The 17,707-nt window shown below is 73.0% G+C and carries 17 protein-coding genes and 1 tRNA gene; 10 read left to right on the top strand and 8 right to left on the bottom strand.

Going from position 1 to position 17,707, the window contains the following annotated elements:
- The first annotated feature begins 1 nt into the window (after position 1).
- The 7 genes from ACLQ27_RS18860 to ACLQ27_RS18830 all read left to right on the top strand — a co-directional run bounded on the left by ACLQ27_RS18860 (position 2) and on the right by ACLQ27_RS18830 (position 5,936).
- Positions 2-964 carry a UTP--glucose-1-phosphate uridylyltransferase gene (locus ACLQ27_RS18860; RefSeq protein WP_234584368.1) on the top strand — a complete coding sequence of 321 codons (963 nt, stop codon included), beginning with the start codon at positions 2-4 and terminating at the stop codon, positions 962-964.
- Positions 961-2,274, top strand: a complete 1,314-nt coding sequence (gene glp, locus ACLQ27_RS18855) for a molybdopterin molybdotransferase MoeA (protein ID WP_139582488.1) — start codon at positions 961-963, stop codon at positions 2,272-2,274. The genes ACLQ27_RS18860 and glp overlap by 4 nt, the downstream gene beginning before the upstream one ends.
- Before the next feature lie 73 nt (positions 2,275-2,347).
- Positions 2,348-2,998 (top strand): GNAT family N-acetyltransferase, encoded by a 651-nt coding sequence (locus tag ACLQ27_RS18850; RefSeq protein ID WP_234584369.1) that lies wholly within the window; start codon positions 2,348-2,350, stop codon positions 2,996-2,998.
- A 177-nt stretch (positions 2,999-3,175) separates the two neighbouring features.
- Positions 3,176-3,955, top strand: a complete 780-nt coding sequence (locus ACLQ27_RS18845) for a divisome protein SepX/GlpR (protein WP_357490670.1) — start codon at positions 3,176-3,178, stop codon at positions 3,953-3,955.
- Positions 3,956-4,415: 460 nt separating this feature from the next.
- A tRNA-Ala gene (locus ACLQ27_RS18840) sits at positions 4,416-4,492 on the top strand.
- 137 nt (positions 4,493-4,629) lie between these two features.
- The gene (locus ACLQ27_RS18835; RefSeq protein WP_425867834.1) at positions 4,630-5,280 is read left to right on the top strand and encodes a DedA family protein; all 651 of its coding nucleotides are present in this window, start codon (positions 4,630-4,632) and stop codon (positions 5,278-5,280) included.
- Positions 5,281-5,393: 113 nt separating this feature from the next.
- Positions 5,394-5,936 (top strand): hypothetical protein, encoded by a 543-nt coding sequence (locus tag ACLQ27_RS18830; RefSeq protein WP_425867833.1) that lies wholly within the window; start codon positions 5,394-5,396, stop codon positions 5,934-5,936.
- Here ACLQ27_RS18830 and ACLQ27_RS18825 read toward each other — a convergent pair.
- From ACLQ27_RS18825 to ACLQ27_RS18815, 3 genes are all read right to left on the bottom strand, one after another.
- Complete coding sequence (locus ACLQ27_RS18825) at positions 5,933-6,631, bottom strand: hypothetical protein (RefSeq protein ID WP_425867831.1); 699 nt, start codon at positions 6,629-6,631, stop codon at positions 5,933-5,935. The two genes, ACLQ27_RS18830 and ACLQ27_RS18825, sit on opposite strands and share 4 nt — an antisense overlap.
- Before the next feature lie 186 nt (positions 6,632-6,817).
- Entirely contained in the window at positions 6,818-7,720 is a 903-nt protein-coding gene (locus ACLQ27_RS18820) for a hypothetical protein (RefSeq protein ID WP_357490662.1), read from the bottom strand.
- 141 nt (positions 7,721-7,861) lie between these two features.
- Positions 7,862-8,518 (bottom strand): 4'-phosphopantetheinyl transferase family protein, encoded by a 657-nt coding sequence (locus ACLQ27_RS18815; RefSeq protein WP_357490660.1) that lies wholly within the window; start codon positions 8,516-8,518, stop codon positions 7,862-7,864.
- 185 nt (positions 8,519-8,703) lie between these two features.
- On the opposite strand from ACLQ27_RS18815, the gene ACLQ27_RS18810 reads away from it, so the two are divergent.
- Positions 8,704-8,973 (top strand): hypothetical protein, encoded by a 270-nt coding sequence (locus ACLQ27_RS18810; protein WP_234585444.1) that lies wholly within the window; start codon positions 8,704-8,706, stop codon positions 8,971-8,973.
- A 55-nt stretch (positions 8,974-9,028) separates the two neighbouring features.
- On the opposite strand, the gene ACLQ27_RS18805 is transcribed toward ACLQ27_RS18810, so the two are convergent.
- The 4 genes from ACLQ27_RS18805 to ACLQ27_RS18790 form a co-directional block, all read right to left on the bottom strand.
- Positions 9,029-9,811, bottom strand: coding sequence for a peptidase (locus ACLQ27_RS18805; RefSeq protein WP_234585446.1), 783 nt, complete (start codon positions 9,809-9,811; stop codon positions 9,029-9,031).
- Positions 9,811-11,106, bottom strand: coding sequence for a VWA domain-containing protein (locus tag ACLQ27_RS18800; protein ID WP_357490657.1), 1,296 nt, complete (start codon positions 11,104-11,106; stop codon positions 9,811-9,813). The genes ACLQ27_RS18805 and ACLQ27_RS18800 overlap by 1 nt, the downstream gene beginning before the upstream one ends.
- Before the next feature lie 87 nt (positions 11,107-11,193).
- Positions 11,194-11,559 carry an MmcQ/YjbR family DNA-binding protein gene (locus ACLQ27_RS18795; protein WP_357490655.1) on the bottom strand — a complete coding sequence of 122 codons (366 nt, stop codon included), beginning with the start codon at positions 11,557-11,559 and terminating at the stop codon, positions 11,194-11,196.
- A 379-nt stretch (positions 11,560-11,938) separates the two neighbouring features.
- A complete protein-coding gene (locus tag ACLQ27_RS18790; RefSeq protein WP_234585793.1) occupies positions 11,939-13,492 on the bottom strand; it encodes a dolichyl-phosphate-mannose--protein mannosyltransferase in 1,554 nt (517 codons plus the stop codon).
- A 255-nt stretch (positions 13,493-13,747) separates the two neighbouring features.
- Here ACLQ27_RS18790 and rsmI point away from each other — a divergent pair, with 255 nt between their 5' ends.
- Positions 13,748-14,587: a 16S rRNA (cytidine(1402)-2'-O)-methyltransferase gene (rsmI, locus tag ACLQ27_RS18785; RefSeq protein ID WP_425867889.1), complete on the top strand. Its 840-nt coding sequence runs from the start codon at positions 13,748-13,750 to the stop codon at positions 14,585-14,587.
- 12 nt (positions 14,588-14,599) lie between these two features.
- On the opposite strand, the gene ACLQ27_RS18780 is transcribed toward rsmI, so the two are convergent.
- Complete coding sequence (locus ACLQ27_RS18780) at positions 14,600-15,730, bottom strand: hypothetical protein (protein WP_425867827.1); 1,131 nt, start codon at positions 15,728-15,730, stop codon at positions 14,600-14,602.
- Positions 15,731-15,888: 158 nt separating this feature from the next.
- Between ACLQ27_RS18780 and metG the strand changes: the two genes are divergently transcribed.
- Positions 15,889-17,691, top strand: coding sequence for a methionine--tRNA ligase (metG, locus tag ACLQ27_RS18775; protein WP_357573353.1), 1,803 nt, complete (start codon positions 15,889-15,891; stop codon positions 17,689-17,691).
- Positions 17,692-17,707 lie beyond the last annotated feature (16 nt).

Below are 17,707 nucleotides of genomic sequence, written 5' to 3'. Positions count from 1 at the left end.
CATGTCGGAGCACTCAGCGAACCCCTCATCGACGGTCGCCGCAACCGGCCGTCCCCTGGCGGTCAAGGCCGTTATCCCGGCCGCCGGACTGGCCACCCGCTTCCTGCCGGCCACCAAGGCGGTCCCGAAGGAACTGTTGCCGGTGGTCGACCGGCCGGTGCTGCAGTACATCGTCGAGGAGGCCACCCAGGCCGGCATCGGCGACGTGTTGCTGATCACCGGTCGGGGTAAGACGTCGATGGTGGACCACTTCGATCGACGCCCCGACCTGGAGACCAGGCTGGAGGAGAAGGGCGACGCCGAGCGGCTGGCCGCCGTGCGCCGGCCCAGTGAGCTGGCCGAGATCTACACCGTCCGGCAGCCGGAGCAGCTCGGGCTGGGCCACGCCGTCGGGTACGCCGAGTCCCACGTCGGTGACCAGCCCTTCGCGGTGCTGCTCGGCGACGAGTTCGTCAAGCCGTCCGAGCCACTGCTGCCGGCGATGCTGGAGCTGCAGGCCCGCACCGGCGGCGTGGTGCTCGCCTTCTTCGAGGTCGACCCGGCCGACACCAAGCGGTACGGCATCGCCTCCGTCGAGCCGGCCGAGGCGGAGCTGACCGACATCGGCGAGGTCGTCAAGGTCACCGGCATGGTGGAGAAGCCGCAGCCGGAGGACGCGCCGAGCAACCTGGCGGTGCTGGGTCGGTATGTGCTGCCCGGCAAGATCTTCGACGCGATCCGCCGCACCAAGCCGGGCAGCGGCGGCGAGATCCAGCTGACCGACGCCATGGAGCTGCTGCGCACCGAGGGCACACCGGTGCACGCGATCGTCTACCGGGGCACCCGCTACGACACCGGCATGCCGCTGGGGTACCTCCAAACCGTCGTGCAGATCGCCGCCGAGCGCGAGGACCTCGGCGCCGAGTTCCGCTCCTGGCTGGCCGAGTTCGTCAAGGCCGACGCGGCAGGCGGATCTGGTACATGACAGCGACGGCCGACGCCGAGGCGGCCGCGAACGAGTTGACGCCGCTCGCCGACTACCTGGGCAGCGTGCTGCGCAGGTTACGAGCGCTGCCGCCACTCGACCTCGACCTCACCCAGGCGCACGGCAACGTCCTCGCCGAGGACGTCGTCGCGCCGCACGCCTTCCCGGCCTTCGACCAGGCGGCCGTGGACGGGTACGCGGCCCGGTGGGAGGACATTTCCGGAGGGGGCCGGGGCCCGAGCTACGTCCCGGCCCCCTCCGGCACGCCCGGCGGCCGGACCATCCGGCTCAACGTGGTCGGCGACCTCGGCGCGGCGAGCTGGCGGCCGGTGCGGCTCACCCCGGGCTCGTGCTTCTCGGTGGCCGCCGGGGCGCCGCTGCCGGTCGCCGCGGACGTGGTGGTCCCGGTGGAGTGGACCGACCAGGGCATGGCCGCCGTCGAGATCTTCCGCACCCCCAAACGGGGGTACGGGGTACGCCGCGCCGGTGAGGAACTGCCCGCCGGCACCCTGCTCGCCCGCGCCGGCACGTACGTCTCTCCGGCCCTCGTCGCCGTCTTCGCCGCGACAGGCATCGGTCACGTGGTGGTCCGGCCCAGCCCCCGGGTGGTCATCGTGGCCACCGGCGACGAGTTGGTCGACGTGGGCCGGGGCAGCCAGCCCGGTCAGGTGGTGGACGCGAACTCGCACGCGTTGACCGCCGCCGCCGCCGAGGTGGGCGCACTGGCGTACCGGGTGGGCATCTGCGACGACGACCCGGAGGGGCTGCGCGGGCTGCTGGAGGACCAGACCCTGCGCGCCGACCTGATCATCACCACCGGGGGGACCGGCACCGGCCCCGGGGACATGGTCCGGCGGATCCTGTCCCGCCGCGAGGGTGGCCGCGCCGGCCCGGTGACCTTCACCGACGTGGCGCTCTATCCCGGCACCGCCCTCGGGTTCGGCACCGTCGGCGCCGAGGAGGTGCCGGTGGTCTGCCTGCCCGGCGACCCGGGCGCCGCGCTGATCGGTTTCGAGGTGCTGGCCCGCCCCGCGATCCAACTGCTCGCCGGCGCCGAGCCGGTGTTCCGGCCCAGCGTCCGGGCGCACCTGCTGGAGACCGTGTCGTCCCCCGGCGGGCTGCGGGAGTTCCGCCCCGCGCACGTCGCGGAGCGTCGCGGTGGCGGCTATACAGTGCAGCCGCTGCGCGGTGGCCCGTTCACCCTCTCCGGCCTGGCCGAGGCGAACGGGCTGCTGGTGCTCGGCGAGCGGGTCACCACCGCCGCCGCCGGCTCCACCGTGGACGTCCTGCTGCTCGACAGGCGCCGGTGACGTTTCCGCGCGCCCAGCGGTCCATCGCGGGTCCACTTGCGCGCTTTACGGTCCCGCGCGGGAGACTGTGGGAGTGAGTCTCTTTGGACCGGCCCGAGCACCCGGTTGGCCGGCGGTGCTGGTCGACGGTCCAGTGCTGCTGCGGCCCTACCGGCGCTCCGACGCGGCGGCGTGGTCGGAGGTGCGTCGGGCCAACCGGGCCTGGCTGGCACCGTGGGAGTCGTCGCTGCCGGGCAGTTGGGACGAGTTGAACTCGCCTGCCGCGTTCCGCTGGGTGCACCGTGACCAGCGACGTTCCGCCCGCGAGGGTGAGGGGATGCCGTTCGCGGTCTGCCTGCGCGAGGCCGACCGGGACCGGCTGGTCGGGCATCTCAACGTGGGCAGCATCGTGCGCCGCGCCTTCTGCTCCGGCTACGTCGGCTACTGGGTGGACGCCCGGGTCGCCGGGCAGGGAGTGATCCCGACGGCGCTCGCACTCGCCGTCGACCACGCGTTCGGCCCGGGTGGGCTGCACCGGGTGGAGGTCAACATCCGGCCGGAGAACCGGCCGTCGCGGCGGGTGGTGGAGAAGCTGGGCTTCCGCGAGGAGTCGTACCACGTGCGCTACATGCACATCGACGGCGCCTGGCGGGACCACATCGGATACGCGATGACGAGCGAAGAGGTCGCCGCCGAGGGCGGTCTGCTGGCCCGCTGGCACCGGGTACGCGCCACCGCGCGGTGAGCCGTCCCACGGACGGGATCGGCGCGGCGCGGCGGCATCGCGGTCGGTGCGCCGTAACCTCAAGTAACTGCAAGCTGCGGCAAGCGCTCAACGCCCGGACGATCTACGCACCCAGGCACGATCGGTGGAAGATCCTGCGGTCGGGGAGCGGTTGCTCCGAATTCGGTGACGGGAGGGGTGAGGGTGCCGACCTCGGTGCTCCTCGCCGTCCTCGCCGCCGCCGGCCTGCTCGCCCTGGCCCCGGCGCTGGTTCGCCGGTACGACGCCACCGAGCGGCTGGTGGCGGAGCGGGCGCAGTCGACGGCGCGGGTGCTCCAACGCCGTCGACGGCGCCGCACTGTGCCAGGACGGCAGCCCGTGCACCCGCCACGCTCTCTCGTCGTCACACTGAGTGAAGATGCGACTACGGGCAGGTTGGCTGCGCCGGTCTCCGCGCCCCCAGCGGCACGCCGCTCCGGCCGCCTGCGGGCCGTACCGCCGGCACCCAAGCGTTCCCGCCGTCGTCCGCCGCGCCGGCAGCACACTCCCGCCGTGTACCGCCGACGTCGGGTGCTCGCCGCGCTGCTGCTGCTCAACGTCGTCGAGCTGATCGGCGTGCTCTTCGTCAGCCCCGGCTTCTGGATCGGATTCTCGGTCACCTTCCTGCTGCTGGCCCTGTACGTCGTACACCTGCGCGGGCGTGCCCTCGCCGGCCGCCGTCGCCGCCGCGCCCGCGCCCGGGAGGCGGCGTGGCTGGCCGCCCGCCAGGCCGAGGTCCGCCGCGAACAGGCCCGCCGCGCGGCGGCCCGCCGGGAGGCGCAGCGCCGCCTGGCAGCCCAGCGCGAGGGGGTACGCCGAGCAGCCATGGGCCTCGACCGGCCCGGCGACCTGCCGGCGGCCGTCAACGGCGGCTCGGTCTCGTACCGTCGCTCGGGCGGACTGCGTGGCCGCCCCTACGAGGCCGGCCGCGGCGCCTGACCCCGCCCGACCCGGCTGCGGCGCCTGACTTCGCGTTGCCCGGTGCCGCCCTGCCCAGCGCGTGGCGGCGCTGCCCGGCGCGTGGCGGCGTTGCCCGGTGCGTGGCGGGGCTGCCCGGCGTGTGGCGGGGCTGCCCGGCGTGTGGCGGGGCTGCCCGGCGTGTGGCGGCGCTTGATCGACTCCGGTTCGCCGAGGTGGCGGTATCGCCGGAAGATGATGCCGCCACATCGGCGATGTCGAGTCGATCAAGGACGTGCGGGCGCTTGATCGACTCGGCTTCCTGGAAGTCGGGGTGTCGGGGCGTCCGGGATGCCCCGGTTTCCGGGAAGTCGAGTCGATCTCCGTACTGCTGTCAGCGCCGCACCGGGGGCGGATTCGCGGTGGAGGCCGGCGACCTGTTAGCCTTGCTGCCGGCCCGCCCGGTGTAAGCCGGGTGGGACCGAAGCCGGTTCGCCGGTGGGGGGCTGTGGCGCAGACTGGTAGCGCACCTCGTTCGCATCGAGGGGGTCAGGGGTTCAAATCCCCTCAGCTCCACCAAGAAACAGCAGGTCAGGGCGGGTTCTCGGATGACGGGGAACTCGCCCTTGATCATTTGTCCGTCGTTTGTCCGCCGGGCAGAGCCCCATACCGCGGCACTGGGCGGCACAACTCGGCTATTAGGTGACAATTGCCGGATGGATCGGGTGCTCAACGTGTTGGTGGCGCTGCCACCCGTCCTGGTGCTCGTCCTGGCGTTCCTCCTCCCGGCGCTGGAGGCGTCGACCTTCCTCGGCCTGGTGGTGCCGGGGGAGGTGGCCGTGCTGGTCGGCGGAGTCGTCGCCCACTCCGGGAGGCTGCCGCTGTGGGCGGTGGTGGTTGTGGCACTGGCCGGGGCGGTGCTCGGTGACCAGGTGGGTTTTCTGGTTGGCCGTCGTTACGGCCGGCGGTTGCTGAACCGGGCGCCACGCCGGTTCGTTCGCTCTGGTGAAGTGCGCCATGCGTTCGACCTGATCCGTCGGCGGGGCGCCGCCGCAGTGGTGTTCGGCCGCTGGGCGGCCGCGCTGCGGGCGCTGGTGCCGGGTCTGGCGGGCATGAGCGGCATACCGCGGCGTACGTTCACGGTCGCCAACGTTGCCGGCGGGGCGCTGTGGGCAGCGGCGGTGGCGGTGCTCGGTTACCTGGCTGGCGCCTCGTACGGGCTGCTGGAGCGGCGGCTCGGCCTGGGCGGGGAGGTGCTGCTTGCGGTGGTGGCGCTGGTGATCGTGGCACGGATCTGGGGTGGCCGGCGGGCTGCGCGCCGCGAGCGGGCGGCGCGGGAACCGGCGAAGCCCAGTGACGGTCGCTGACGATCGAGGCTGTCGGCGGACAGGCTGTCCGTGACCGTGCCGCTGGCCATGGACACCAGGTTCGCCCGTCCCGCGGGCACCCGATCGTCGGTGCTCCACCTACGCTCTCGTCCGTGAATCTGCGCAAGCTCGTGATCGCGGCGGCCTGGACGATCCCGGTGGTGGCCATCGTGTGCGCCGGAGCCGGGTTCCTCCTGGTCCAGAAGGACGCGGCCGACCGACGTACCTGCCAGGAGTCGGTGAACGCTTCGCAGGCGAAGGTGCGCACCGATGCGTGGGACCCACCGGCGGACCTGCCGGGCGTCGGCACGGATCCGGAGATCCACTGGCAGGTGCGGCCGTTGAGCAACCCCTGTTCGTTTGGACCGGGGCCGACTGACTGGGCGTACCAGGGCGTGGTCAACCTGCGCCCGGAGGATGCGCGGGTGCTGGCGGACCAGTACGACTTCGTGCCGTACGCCACTCTGGACCCGGATGAGCTGCCTCTGTCCAACAGCCCGGCGGGTGTATGGCCGGCGCTCGCGTCGTATCTGCCCGACAAGCCACGGTGGCAGTACAGCTCGTCGTACAGCGTGGGAAGTCACGTCGCGGAGCTGAGCGCCGTGTTCCTCGATGTGGAGCACCACACGCTCTTCTTCCACCTCTTGAACAGCTAGCAGAAGCGTTCGGTGGTCACGGCGATCAGGCCGTGCCGCCGCAGCAGGTGCGTCAGGTCGGTCAGGGTCGAGCGCACCGCCCCGGCCGCGCCGGTTCCCATCAGGACTGTCACGTCAAGAGCCCAGGCGAGGGTGTGGCCGACCCGTCGCAGGTCCCACGAGAACTGGTGGCCGCCTCTCTCGTGGTGGCCGCTGGCGGCGGACCCGGCGGTGCCGCCGTCCGTCGTCCGCCAGATGGCCCGCAGGGTCGCCACCTGATCCGCGCGGAGGTCCTTGGCGAAGAGGACGCGGTACACGCGTCGCTCCTGGAAGCCCTCTGGTGGCTGCGTCGGGCCGAGCCGCAGGGGCGGGGCGGCCGCGAAGGCCTGATGGTCACGAAAGTGCGTGCGCAGGACCGCCTCGGCGGGCAGGTGCCCACCTCCGAGGCGACGGTAGGCGGCTGCGGCGTCGACGCGTGCGATGGGAACTACCCGGGCGAGCACTGCCGGATCGGTGCGCAGGCCGCGACTCAGCGGGGCGGAACTCCACCAACCGGCGTTCGGCGTCCAACCCACGCTGTGCAGCCCTGTCGTGGTGAAGTCGTCGTGCCGGGTGAACTCCTCGACGAGGAGGCCCTCCGCCCCATGGTCGCCCGGCGCGGGCAGGACCAGGTGATAGTCCAGCGAAGGCCCCGAGGGCGGCCGATCGGTCCTCACCAGCCTCATCCTCCAACCACGCCGCACCTCGGGCAAGATTCGTCGCCGGCGCCGCCCTGCGGGTCGGGGAGAACAACAACCAGTACCTGACGACCGGGTGACTCCGGTCCGCTGGACGGGCTGCTGAGCGCGCGACAAACGGGGGCGTGGGGCCGGTCCGATCAATCGGGCCGGCCCCACTGCACGTCACGGCTTCCAGGAGCCGGCGGTCGCGAACTTGTGCTGGTACTCCAGCACTCCCGCGGTGTCGTGCACGTCGAACACGACGCTGCCGGTGCGCCTGGTGCCGGCGGTCAGGTCGTTGGCGGCCGGCATCGGTTTGCCGCAGCCGGAGAAGGCGCCGGCGATCGCGTTGGTCTCCGTGCCGTCGGCGGCGACCCACTGGAAGTAGAGCGGGTTCGCCGAGGCGGTGCCCTTGGTGACCGCCACCGTCACGTCGGCGATCACGTACATGCCCTCGTCGGGCTTGAGGCCGTACGACGTGCAGGGCTTGGTGGCGGTGCTGAACTTCGTCACGGTGATCTCGACGGTGCCGCCGTTGTCGTCGATGACCAGGGTCTCCCCGGCGGACATGTTCCGGGTTTCGCCGTCGGTGGACGCCCGGGGCGACGGCGCGGTGGCCGGTGGCTGCCCGACGCCACGGGTCACTCCCGGGGTGGGCAGCGCGTCGGTCACCTCGTTCGCGGCGCGGTTCGCGCCGATGACCACCGCCACGATGCCGCCCGCGCAGCACAGCAGGGTGAGCACGGCCGCGGTCACCGCGATGGCCACCACTGTCTTCTTCGATTTGTTCGTCTGCACGGGCGACGGCGGCATGAGCGGGTAGCCCGGCACACCCGGCGGTGGGTAGGCCCCAGCGCCGGCCTGCGGGTAGGCGCCGCCGGCCTGCGGATACGCGCCGCCGGAGAACGGTGGCTGCGGCGGGTTCGCCGCTGCCGACCACGGGTTGGGCGGCATCGGCGCCTGCGGGACCGTCGGGTCGGCGGCGGACTGCTGCGGCTGCGGTGTCGCCGCGAACGGTTGCGTCGGCGGCTCCAGGTTCGGCTGCTGAGGGTCCTGCGGCCCGGCGGGGGGCTGGGGGTGGGTCACCGTACTCCTTGACGCGTCGTACGTGCGGTTCGGGAACCCGCCGACGCTACCGTGCGTCGCCGACCCGCCGGTCGCCGCGCCGGCTCGTGTCCCACCGTCCGCGAGTCGTCGACGGACCGGCCAGCATGGACGGTGCCGGGGTCAGCGGAGAGTGAGGACGGCGGCGGTGCGGATCAGGCCGTCGGCGACCACGAACCGGCCGGTGATCGTGCTCGGGGGATCGGCGACCTCCGCCGCGTCCACCCGCGCCGGTGCGATCCGGGCGGTGAACGTGCCGGCGTCCGGGTCGATGTCCAAACGGGCGTCGTGAAAGTCCAGCCAGCTTCCGACGACGGGGTGCCAGACCTTGTAGACGGTCTCCTTGGCGCTGAACAGCACCACGGGCCAGAAGGTGTCGGAGGGTAGCCGCGCGAGGCTCTCCTCCTCCTCGGGCAGCAGCACGAGTCGGCGTACCCCCGCATTGATCTCGCGGTGCCGTTCGGCGTCCATGCCTACCGATCGCAGGTCGGTGGCGCGCGCCGCGGCGGCGGCGCAGTAGCCGGTCGTGTGGGTGATGGTGCCGACCACCCCGGCGGGCCAGATCGGCGCGCGGTCGGCGGCGGCCGGCACGGCCACCGCCGGCAGGCCGAGGTCGGCCATCGCCCGACGGGCACACACCCGGCCGGCGGTGAAGTCCCGTCGACGGGTCTGCACCGCCCGTTCACCGAGGCACGCCTGTTCGGCGGTGAGGAGTTCCCCGGTCCAGTCGTCGGGAGCGGCGACCGCCACGGCGACCGTCGGAGGCAGGAGGTCACGCACCGCCGTCACCTACCGTCCGGTAGCGAAGGGTCATCTGTTCGACCGTCAGATTTCCGACTCCCACGACGGGAGAAGGTACCGCAAAGATGTAACACCGGAGGGACGCGTCGCGCCCTCCAAGATGGCTCCGGGGGGACCACCATCAATAGCTGGCCAGTCCCGCGAACATCTGGAGAGGACCTGCGATGAGCGATGGCACCGAACCGCCGGGGGGTCGGGCCGACGACCACGCACCGACGACCCCGGGCTGGAGCTGCGGCTCCTGCGGCGACGAGTGGCCGTGCGCGACGAAGCGCAGCCGGCTGATCGCGGAGTACGGGGATGATCGGGCCATGCTCAGCGTCTACCTGGGCTCGTGTCTCGCCGCTGCCGCCGAGGACCTGCGAGCGGCCCCGGTGATGTCGTTGCAGGATCGGTTCATCGGCTGGCTGCCACGCGGCGCGAGACGTCGCTGAGCCCGCCGGTGGCCCCGCCCGACGTCGGGCGGGGCCACCGGGCGGCCGGGCGGGTTCAGGCTCGGCGGGGCCGGCGGGTCAGGGCGAACCCGAACACCCCGGCCACTGCGGCGAGCACGCCGCCGATGCCGGTCCAGATCCACCGCGAGCCGAGATCCGGCAGCCAGTCCGTCAGCGAGTCGCCCTCGTCGTCGGCCTCCGGGTCGGGCGTCGGTACGGCGTTGAGTACCGTGCCCGCCCTGGTGTTCGCCACCAGCGGCGCGGCCAGCTCCCCGTCGTCGGCCGAGGCGCCCCGGTCCGCGAGGACGCCGACCAGCAGGTCCACGTCGACGGGTGCGCCCAGGTCGGGCTCGGGCAGGTCGATGACGGAGAGCCGGACGACGTACGTGCCGGGCAGCGGGTCGGCCGACCACGGCTCCGCCCAGGGCCGCACCTCGCGCAGCGTGCAGCCCAGCGCCACGCTCGACGCCTTGCCGTCCACAGTCGGGGTCTGCGCCCCGGCGGTGCACGCCTGCCGTCGGCGCAGCCCGTCGAACACGTCGATCGTCCAGGTGGAGGCGCCGCTGCGTGCCTTCGGGAAGGTGACGGTGGCGCTGATCTCGTGCACCTGCCCGGCGGTCGCCGGGAACGACCAGTAGAGGTAATCGCCGACCGAGGCGTCCACCCGCACCGGTTGGCCGGCCGTGATCGGCGTGGCGGTGAGGAACGAGGTGCCGGCCCGGGTCACCGGCGTGGCGCCGGGAGACGGGGTGGGGGCGGCCACGGCAGCCCCGGGCAGCAGCGCGGCCCCGCCTGCGGCGAGCAGCGCCGCCAGTGACCGGAACAGTGCGGTACGCATCAGTTCTCCCTCCAGGTGGCGACCCACCAGCGGGTGAGCAGGCCGGCGATCAGGCCGGTGAGCAGGCCAGCCACGGTGAGCAGGGCGAGCAGCACCCAGCCTCGGCCGAGGTCCGGCCCGTCCGGGGTCCCCGCGGCGGCGACCACGTCGATGGTCAGCTCCACCGGCATGCCGGGCGTCGCCGCAGTGCCCGGGCGTGCGGCGAAGGAGTTGCTCACCACCAGGCAGACGGTGGTGGGCTCGACGACGGGCGTCGAGGTCTCGGCGGTCTCGTTCTCGTCGTCGGCGGCGTCCTCGTCGTCGGCGGTGGCCGACCAGCGCAGGCCGGCGGAGAGCACGTCGGCCCGGCCGCTGCCGGCGTCCGCGCCACGGACCAGTTCCCGACCATCCGCCGCGGTGGCCCGCAGCAGCACCCCGTAGTCCCGGTTCACCGGCCGGTCCAGCGCCATGCTCACCGACGCGCGCAGCTCCTGCCCGGGGCGTACGGGCACCCGGTAGTAGCGGTGCTCGGAGAACGCCTCCCGGTCGGCGTACACGCCCGGGGCGAGCAGCGGCGCGGAGTCACAGGCGTTCGCGCCGCCGACCACTGTCGGGGCCCGGGTGTGGGTGTCACCGGCCCGCTCGACGAGCTGTTTGATCCGGCCGGTCAGCTCGTCGGCGCTCTGGGCGGCGGTGTAGGTGCCTCCGGTCGCCCCGGCGATGCAGAGCAGCTGGCGGCGTACCTTCTCGTCGGGCGCGAGACCGAGCGTGTCGACGACCAGGCTGGTGCCCTGCGCGGCCAGTTCCCGGGCCACCTGGCACGGGTCCGGCGGTGCGCAGGTGTCCTCCCCGTCGGTGATCAGCACGATCCGCCGGGTGGTGGCGCCGGTGCCCAGGTCCTGCGCGGCGGAGCGCAGCGCGAGCCCGACCGGGGTGAACCCGGTCGGCCGGAGCGTCGCGACCGCCGCCTTGGCCCGGGTCCGGTCGACCGGCCCGACCGGAACGATCTGCTGGGTGTCCTGGCAGCCGACCTTCTTGTCCTTGCCCTTGTAGGTCGCGCCGAGCACCCGGATGCCGAGCTGGGTCTCCTCCGGCAGCGCGTCCACCACCTCGTTGAACGCCTGCTGGGCCACCGAGATCCGGCTGCGCCCGTCGATGTCCGCGGCCCGCATCGAGCCGCTGACGTCGAGCACCAGCTCGACCCGGGGCGGCTCGGCCGCCTGCTCCTCGTCGGCCGCCGCCGGGACCGGCCCGGTCAGCGCGGTGGTCGCCAGCAGTCCGAGGAGGACGGCCGCCGATCGTCTGAAGTTGATCACGGCCGGCAGTGTAGTGAAATCCACTTTGGATGATCATTGGGGTGGTTGGTCGTCCCGGATGACCGGTGACGCGCGGGACCGGCCGGGTCAGGCGGGCGAATCGAGCAGTGCGACAAGCCGCTTCGGCGCGATCTCCCGGTACGCGTCCCGGCACAACTCGTCGATCTCGGCCCAGTCGACGGTGCCGTCGAGCCGTACGCCGAGCCATCCCCGGCCGCCGACGTAGGGCGGGCGGAAGAAGCGGGCCGGATCGGCGGCGGTCAGCTCCGCCTGGGCGCCGGTCGGCGCGGCGCACCAGAGGTGGGGAAAGTCGTTCTGGTGGTGCCCGTCGGCGTGCAGGGTGACGAACACGCTCTTGTCCCGGACGAACCAGGTCGGTGACCCGTGGCTGGGGCGTTCGGTCACCTCGGGCAGCGCGAGGCAGATCGTCCGGACCCGCTCCAACAGCTCCACGGCATCCCGCCTCCCGTCACGATCGCGACGCCCACCACGGCGAGCCTAGTGCCTCGCGCCGCGTCGCCGGCAGCCCTCGCGGCGGCCTCCGTCGGCGTCGGGACGCAGGTTCGGGGCGCTGGGTCCACGCCAGGTCACCCTCGGTCAACGGTTGGAGGGGAGTAGTGGTGCCGGGCGGAATCCGTCGGAAATCTGACCCAAGTTGACCCGTTGTGCCGGTGGTGCGCGGTGGTTAAGCTCTTCATGCGCGCCCCAATCGCCCGCTTCCCCCGTGGCAGGCGATCGGGGCGCGCGTCTTTGTGTAAGAGGTCGGGCCCGCACGCGAGACGCGTGCGGGCCCGATTTCCGTCGCGCTGTGCGGCGCGTCGCCTGCCGGTGCTTATATCCAGCGGCCGTCGAGCCACATGCGGGACAGCCAGTCCGAGTACGGGATCACCCGCCCCACGAAAATCGGATAGAAGTACGCGAAGCACAACCCCACCAGCAACACGTACGCCCCGGCCGCGACGCTGCCCACCAGCCGGCGTTCGTAGCCCGCGTCGCCGGGCACCAGGGCTGCCGTCTCACCCACGTCACCGCCGGGCGGAGCGATGAGCGCGCCCAGCACGTACACCACGGCCAGCACCAGGAACGGCAGCGCCGGCGCGACGTAGAACGAGAACATCGTCCGGCCGTCGAGAGCGAACCAGAACCAGGGCAGCAGCCCGGCGGCCACGGTGAGCAGGATCGCGCCGGCCCGCCAGTCCCGTCGGGCGATGCCCAGCCAGACCAGCGCCACCAGGGCGGGCAGGAACGACCACCACAGCAGCGGGGTGCCGAGCAGCAGGATCTCCGAGGCGCAGGTCGGCGCCCCGCAGGCGCCGTCGCCGGACCAGTGGAACGCCACCGGCCGCCCGAGCAGCAGCCACTGCCACGGCCACGACTGGTACTTGTGCGGATCGTCGAGCTGGGCGTGGAAGCCGTACGCGGCACGGTGGTACTCGAAGAGGTTGACCAGCGGGCCGATCACCGGGGTGTCGCTGAGGGAGCCGGTCGGGTACGCCGTCGACGACGCCAGCCGGTAGTAGCCGTCGTCGCTGAGCAGCCACCCCGACCAGGTCGCGAGGTAGGTGCCGACCATCAGCACGCCGGCCAGCACCAGCCAGGGGACCTCGTCGAGCAGAGTGTCCCGCCAGGGCCTGCGGACGCCCGCCGAGCGGCGGACCCCGACCTCCCAGAGGACCACGAACAGGGCGAACACCGGCACGAAGTAGAGCGCGCTCCACTTGACCGCGCAGGCGCAGCCGATCAGCACCCCGGCGGCGAGCCGCCACCACGGCCACGTGCGCCAGCCGGTCGGCGGTCGACCCGCGCGACCCGGCAGGCTCGGGTCGAGCCCGTCGTCCAGGGCGCGCGCCCAGCGCCGGCGGCGGGCGTCCCGGTCGAGCACCAGCGCGCCGAAGGCGGCCAGCACGAAGAACAGCAGGAAGATGTCGAGCAGCGCCGCGCGCGACAGCACCAGGTGGAAGCCGTCCAGCGCGAGCAGCAGGCCGGCCGCGCAGCCGAGCACCGTCGAGCGGAACAGCCGCCGGCCGATGCGGACCAGCAGCAGCACCGACAGCGTGCCGATCACGGCCGCCGAGAACCGCCAGCCGAACTCCGGCGCGGTGGTGAACAGGTGCCCACCGACGGAGACCTTCGACTCCGCGTCCTGGTAGCCGAAGGCCCACTCGCCGACGCCGATCAGCCACTTGCCCAGCGGTGGGTGCACCACGTACGACGGGACGTTGTCCTTGTAGTTCCACTCGACGCCCCGGCTGATCAGCCCGTACGCGTCCTTGGCGTAGTACGTCTCGTCGAAGATCTTGCCCTTGGGGCTGGACAGGCCCACGAAGCGCAGGATCCCCGCGATCACCACCACCACGGCGGTGGCGAGCCACGAATACGGGTCCATCCGGCTGTCGACGGTGGCGAACCGGCGACGGACCACGGCGGATATGCCCCCGCCGTCGGCACGTGGTGCCGCCGGTTCCTGGTGGGGGCTGGGCTCGCCGGACACCTCGACCGTGTCTGCCGGGTCGGCGCTCGGGCTCTGCGCTGTCGACGCACTCGTCACCCGGCGATCGTAGGCTGCCAGGGTGTCGTGTGGCGCCCGTCGTCCCTGATACCGGTATTCGCTGTCGATGAAGGAGACGAATTCGTGGGTGAAATGTCCGAAGCTGGGCGCCTGATCCTGCTCGGTGCCCCGCTCGGCAACCCCGCCGACGCCTCGGCCCGACTCCGGGAGGTGCTGAGCACCGCCGACGTGGTCGCGGCCGAGGACACTCGCCGACTGACCCGGCTGGCCCGCGACCTCGACGTCACGGTCGGCGGCCGGATCGTCTCCTACTTCGAGGGCAACGAGGAGCGGCGTACGCCCGAACTGGTCGAGGTCATCCTCGGCGGGTACGTGGTGGCGCTGGTGACCGACGGAGGGATGCCGAGTGTCTCCGACCCCGGCTACCGGCTGGTCCGGGCCGCGCTGGACGTCGGGGCGCCGGTCACCGTCGCGCCCGGACCCAGCGCGGTGACCACCGCCCTCGCCGTCTCCGGGCTGCCCTGCGACCGGTTCTGCTTCGAGGGGTTCCTGCCCCGCAGCGGGGGCGCCCGCCGGTCCCGGCTGCGCGCGCTCGCCGCCGAGGAGCGCACCCTCGTCTTCTTCGAGGCGCCGCACCGGATCGGGGCGGCGCTCGCCGACCTGGCCGAGACGTTCGGGGTGGACCGGCCGGCCGCGCTCTGCCGGGAACTCACCAAGACCTACGAGGAGGTGCTCCGCCGCCCCCTCGGCGAGTTGGCCCGGTGGGCCGCCGAGAGCGATCCGCGCGGGGAGATCACCCTGGTGGTGGCCGGCTCGCCGGTGACCGCCCCGGAACGCCCCGACGACGACACCCTGCGCGCGGCCGTCGCCGAGCGGGAGGCCACCGGCCGGTCCCGCCGGGACGCCATCACCGACGTCGCCACCGAATACTCGCTGCGCCGACGCGAGGTCTACACGATCGTGCACAGCTGACTCCCGGCGCACTCACCACGCGGCGGCGAGGAAGCCGACTGTGATCAGCGCGGGGCCGGCGAGAGCGGCGGCCACCGCCCAGCGGCGGTGTCGCCGGCCGGGCAGCCGGGCCGACCCCGTCCACCGGACGATGCCGGCGGCGCAGCCGAGCACCGCCAGCAGCCCGGGCAGCCAGCGCAGGTGACGGCCCGCGCCGGTGTCGGCGTACGCGGTGCCGCTGTCCGGGCCGGTCATCCGCGCCCGCAGCGCCGCCCCGGGGGCGCCACCTCCGGCGGGTACGCCGCTGACCCGTACCCCGTGGGCCAGGAACCGTCCGTCGTCGGCGGTGAAGATGCCCCGGCACCGCTGGGTCAGACCGCCTCCGGTGCAGTTGTCGATCACCACAGTGCCGTCGCGCCCGTGCCCGACCGCGAGCCAGAACGGGCCGGCGCTGACCCAGGCGAAGAAGGCCGCGACCAGGCTCAGCAGCACCAGCGCGGTCAATCCGGGCAGCGGGTCCGGCAAGGTCCGCGAGGAGTCACGGCGAGCCCGCGTCGCGGCACGGCGCTGGGGGGCGACGTCCTCCCGGACGGGGGTGCCGTCCCAGTGCACCTGCTCGATCGGTGCCCAGAACGTGCCCTCGTCGTCCGGTGGCCGGTCCCCGTCGACCCGGTGCACATCCCGGCGACGGCTCTGCTGGCGTACCGGCACCCGACGTGGCACCGCGTCCACCGGCGCCCCGGTGGTCGGCTCCACCTCGACCGGGGCCCCGGTCGAGGGCTGCGCCTCGGCCGCCCTTCGGGCCGCTTCGCGCCCGGTCGCCGCGCCGTCGGCCGACGGGGCCGGCGGCTTCGGCGGCTTCGGCGGGTTCGGGCGGGCCGGGCTGGGCACGGGCGCCTGCGGGCTGGGCCGGGCCGGGGTGGGGGCCGGCGCGGCAGGCGTGGGCCGGGCCGGGCCGGCCGCGAGCTCCGTCGAGGTGTCCCGCCGTGGCACGGCCGCCCGTCCGGCCGGCGTGGGCCGCTGGTGGCCGGGCAGGTCGGGTTCGGCGGCGGGGACCGGCCGGGGTTGCGGCGCGACCCCGGCCCGGGGTGCGCCGGGCTCGTCGTCGCCGGTCGGCCCGGTGGGACGCTCGTCGTGGTCCCGGGCCGCTCCTCTGCCAGTCACGACGTTCATTGCACACCGGTGGCGGAGGCAGATCGGGCAGTTGGACCGCGTGTCGACGACAAATCGGACCAATGGGCGGGGTGGTCGGTCCGGTCCGACGGCCCAGCACCCCCCATTGGTTCGCGGACGCCCCGGGCGGGTCACTAGGCTTGCTGCTCATGAGTCACGTTCTCGCGGCAGTGGCCTGGCCGTACGCCAACGGCCCCCGCCACATCGGCCACGTCTCCGGTTTCGGCGTTCCCTCCGACGTCTTCGCCCGGTACATGCGGATGGCCGGCCACGACGTGCTCATGGTCTCCGGCACCGACGAGCACGGCACCCCCATCCAGGTGCAGGCCGACGCCGACGGGGTGACCCCGCGCGAGCTGGCCGACCGGTACAACAGGGTGATCGTCGAGGACCTGCACGGCCTCGGGCTCTCCTACGACCTGTTCACCCGCACCACCACCCGCAACCACTACGCGGTGGTGCAGGAGCTGTTCGAGGGGATGTACCGCAACGGCTACATCGTGCCGAAGACCACCATGGGCGCGATCTCGCCGTCCACCGGGCGCACCCTGCCCGACCGGTACATCGAGGGCACCTGCCCGATCTGCGGGTACGACAGCGCGCGCGGCGACCAGTGCGACAACTGCGGCAACCAGCTCGACCCGATCGACCTGATCGACCCGAAGTCGCGGATCAACGGGGAGACCCCGAAGTTCGTCGAGACCGAGCACTTCTTCCTGGACCTGCCCGCCCTGGCCGACGTGCTCCGTCAGTGGCTGGACACCCGCGACGGGTGGCGGCCCAACGTGCTGCGGTTCTCCCGCAACCTGCTCGACGACCTCCAGCCCCGGGCGATCACCCGGGACCTGGAGTGGGGCGTGCCCATCCCGTTGGACGACTGGCGGGACCGGCCCGACAAGCGGATCTACGTCTGGTTCGACGCGGTGATCGGTTACCTGTCCGCCTCGATCGAGTGGGCCCGCCGCTCCGGTGACCCGGAGGCGTGGCGCAGGTGGTGGTCGACCGACGGCGAGGGCAAGGACGCCAGGTCCTACTACTTCATGGGCAAGGACAACATCGTCTTCCACTCGGTGATCTGGCCGGCGCTGCTCTCCGGCTACTCCGGCGAGGGCTCCCGCGACGGCGAGCCGGGCGAGCTGGGCCGGCTCAACCTGCCCACCGAGGTGGTCTCCAGCGAGTACCTGACCATGGAGGGGCGTAAGTTCTCCTCGTCCCGCAAGGTGGTCATCTACGTCCGTGACTTCCTGGAGCGCTACGACGCCGACGCGCTGCGCTACTTCATCGCCGCCGCCGGCCCGGAGAGCAACGACACCGACTTCACCTGGGCCGAGTTCCTGCGCCGCAACAACGACGAGCTGGTCGCCGGCTGGGGCAACCTGGTCAACAGGTGCGTCTCGATGGCCGCGAAGAACTTCGGGGCGATCCCGTCGATCGACCCGGCCGGCCTCACCGAGGCCGACGAGGCGCTGCTCGCCGTCGCCCGCGCCGGGTTCGACACGGTCGGCGACCTGATCGGCCGGCACCGGCAGAAGCAGGCCATCGGCGAGGCGATGAAGGTCGTCGCCGAGGCCAACAAGTACCTGTCCGAGCAGGCGCCGTGGAAGCTCAAGGCCGAGGCCGACAAGCCCCGCCAGGGCACCATCCTGCACGTCGCCCTCCAGGTGGTCAGCGACGCCAACACGCTGCTCACCCCGTTCCTGCCGCACTCCGCGCAGCAGGTGCACGAGCTGCTGGGCGGCACCGGCGTGCACGCGCCGATGCCGGTCATCGAGCAGGTCGACGACCTGGACGGCGGGCCGGCGTACCCGGTGCTGACCGGGGACTACACGGTGGGCGCGCGCTGGGAGTCGGTGCCACTGGAGGTCGGTCGGCCGCTGGCCGCGCCGAAGCCGGTGTTCCGCAAGCTCGACCCGTCGATCGTCGACGAGGAGCTGGCCCGACTGGCCGGCTGATCAGCGAACGGCGCGC

The organism is Micromonospora sp. DT63, from assembly GCF_049841615.1.
In the GTDB taxonomy this organism is placed as follows: Bacteria; Actinomycetota; Actinomycetes; order Mycobacteriales; family Micromonosporaceae; genus Micromonospora.
This window is presented reverse-complemented; position numbering and strand designations above follow the sequence as displayed.

What these genes read in the sequence shown, in the direction of transcription:
- rsmI (WP_425867889.1), top strand. Translation starts at nt 13,748, where the DNA reads ATGTCCGAAGCTGGGCGCCTGATCCTGCTCGGTGCCCCGCTCGGCAAC.
- ACLQ27_RS18835 (WP_425867834.1), top strand. Translation starts at nt 4,630, where the DNA reads ATGGATCGGGTGCTCAACGTGTTGGTGGCGCTGCCACCCGTCCTGGTG.
- glp (WP_139582488.1), top strand. Translation starts at nt 961, where the DNA reads ATGACAGCGACGGCCGACGCCGAGGCGGCCGCGAACGAGTTGACGCCG.
- ACLQ27_RS18805 (WP_234585446.1), bottom strand. Translation starts at nt 9,811, where the DNA reads ATGCGTACCGCACTGTTCCGGTCACTGGCGGCGCTGCTCGCCGCAGGC.
- ACLQ27_RS18810 (WP_234585444.1), top strand. Translation starts at nt 8,704, where the DNA reads ATGAGCGATGGCACCGAACCGCCGGGGGGTCGGGCCGACGACCACGCA.
- ACLQ27_RS18790 (WP_234585793.1), bottom strand. Translation starts at nt 13,492, where the DNA reads ATGGACCCGTATTCGTGGCTCGCCACCGCCGTGGTGGTGGTGATCGCG.
- ACLQ27_RS18860 (WP_234584368.1), top strand. Translation starts at nt 2, where the DNA reads ATGTCGGAGCACTCAGCGAACCCCTCATCGACGGTCGCCGCAACCGGC.
- metG (WP_357573353.1), top strand. Translation starts at nt 15,889, where the DNA reads ATGAGTCACGTTCTCGCGGCAGTGGCCTGGCCGTACGCCAACGGCCCC.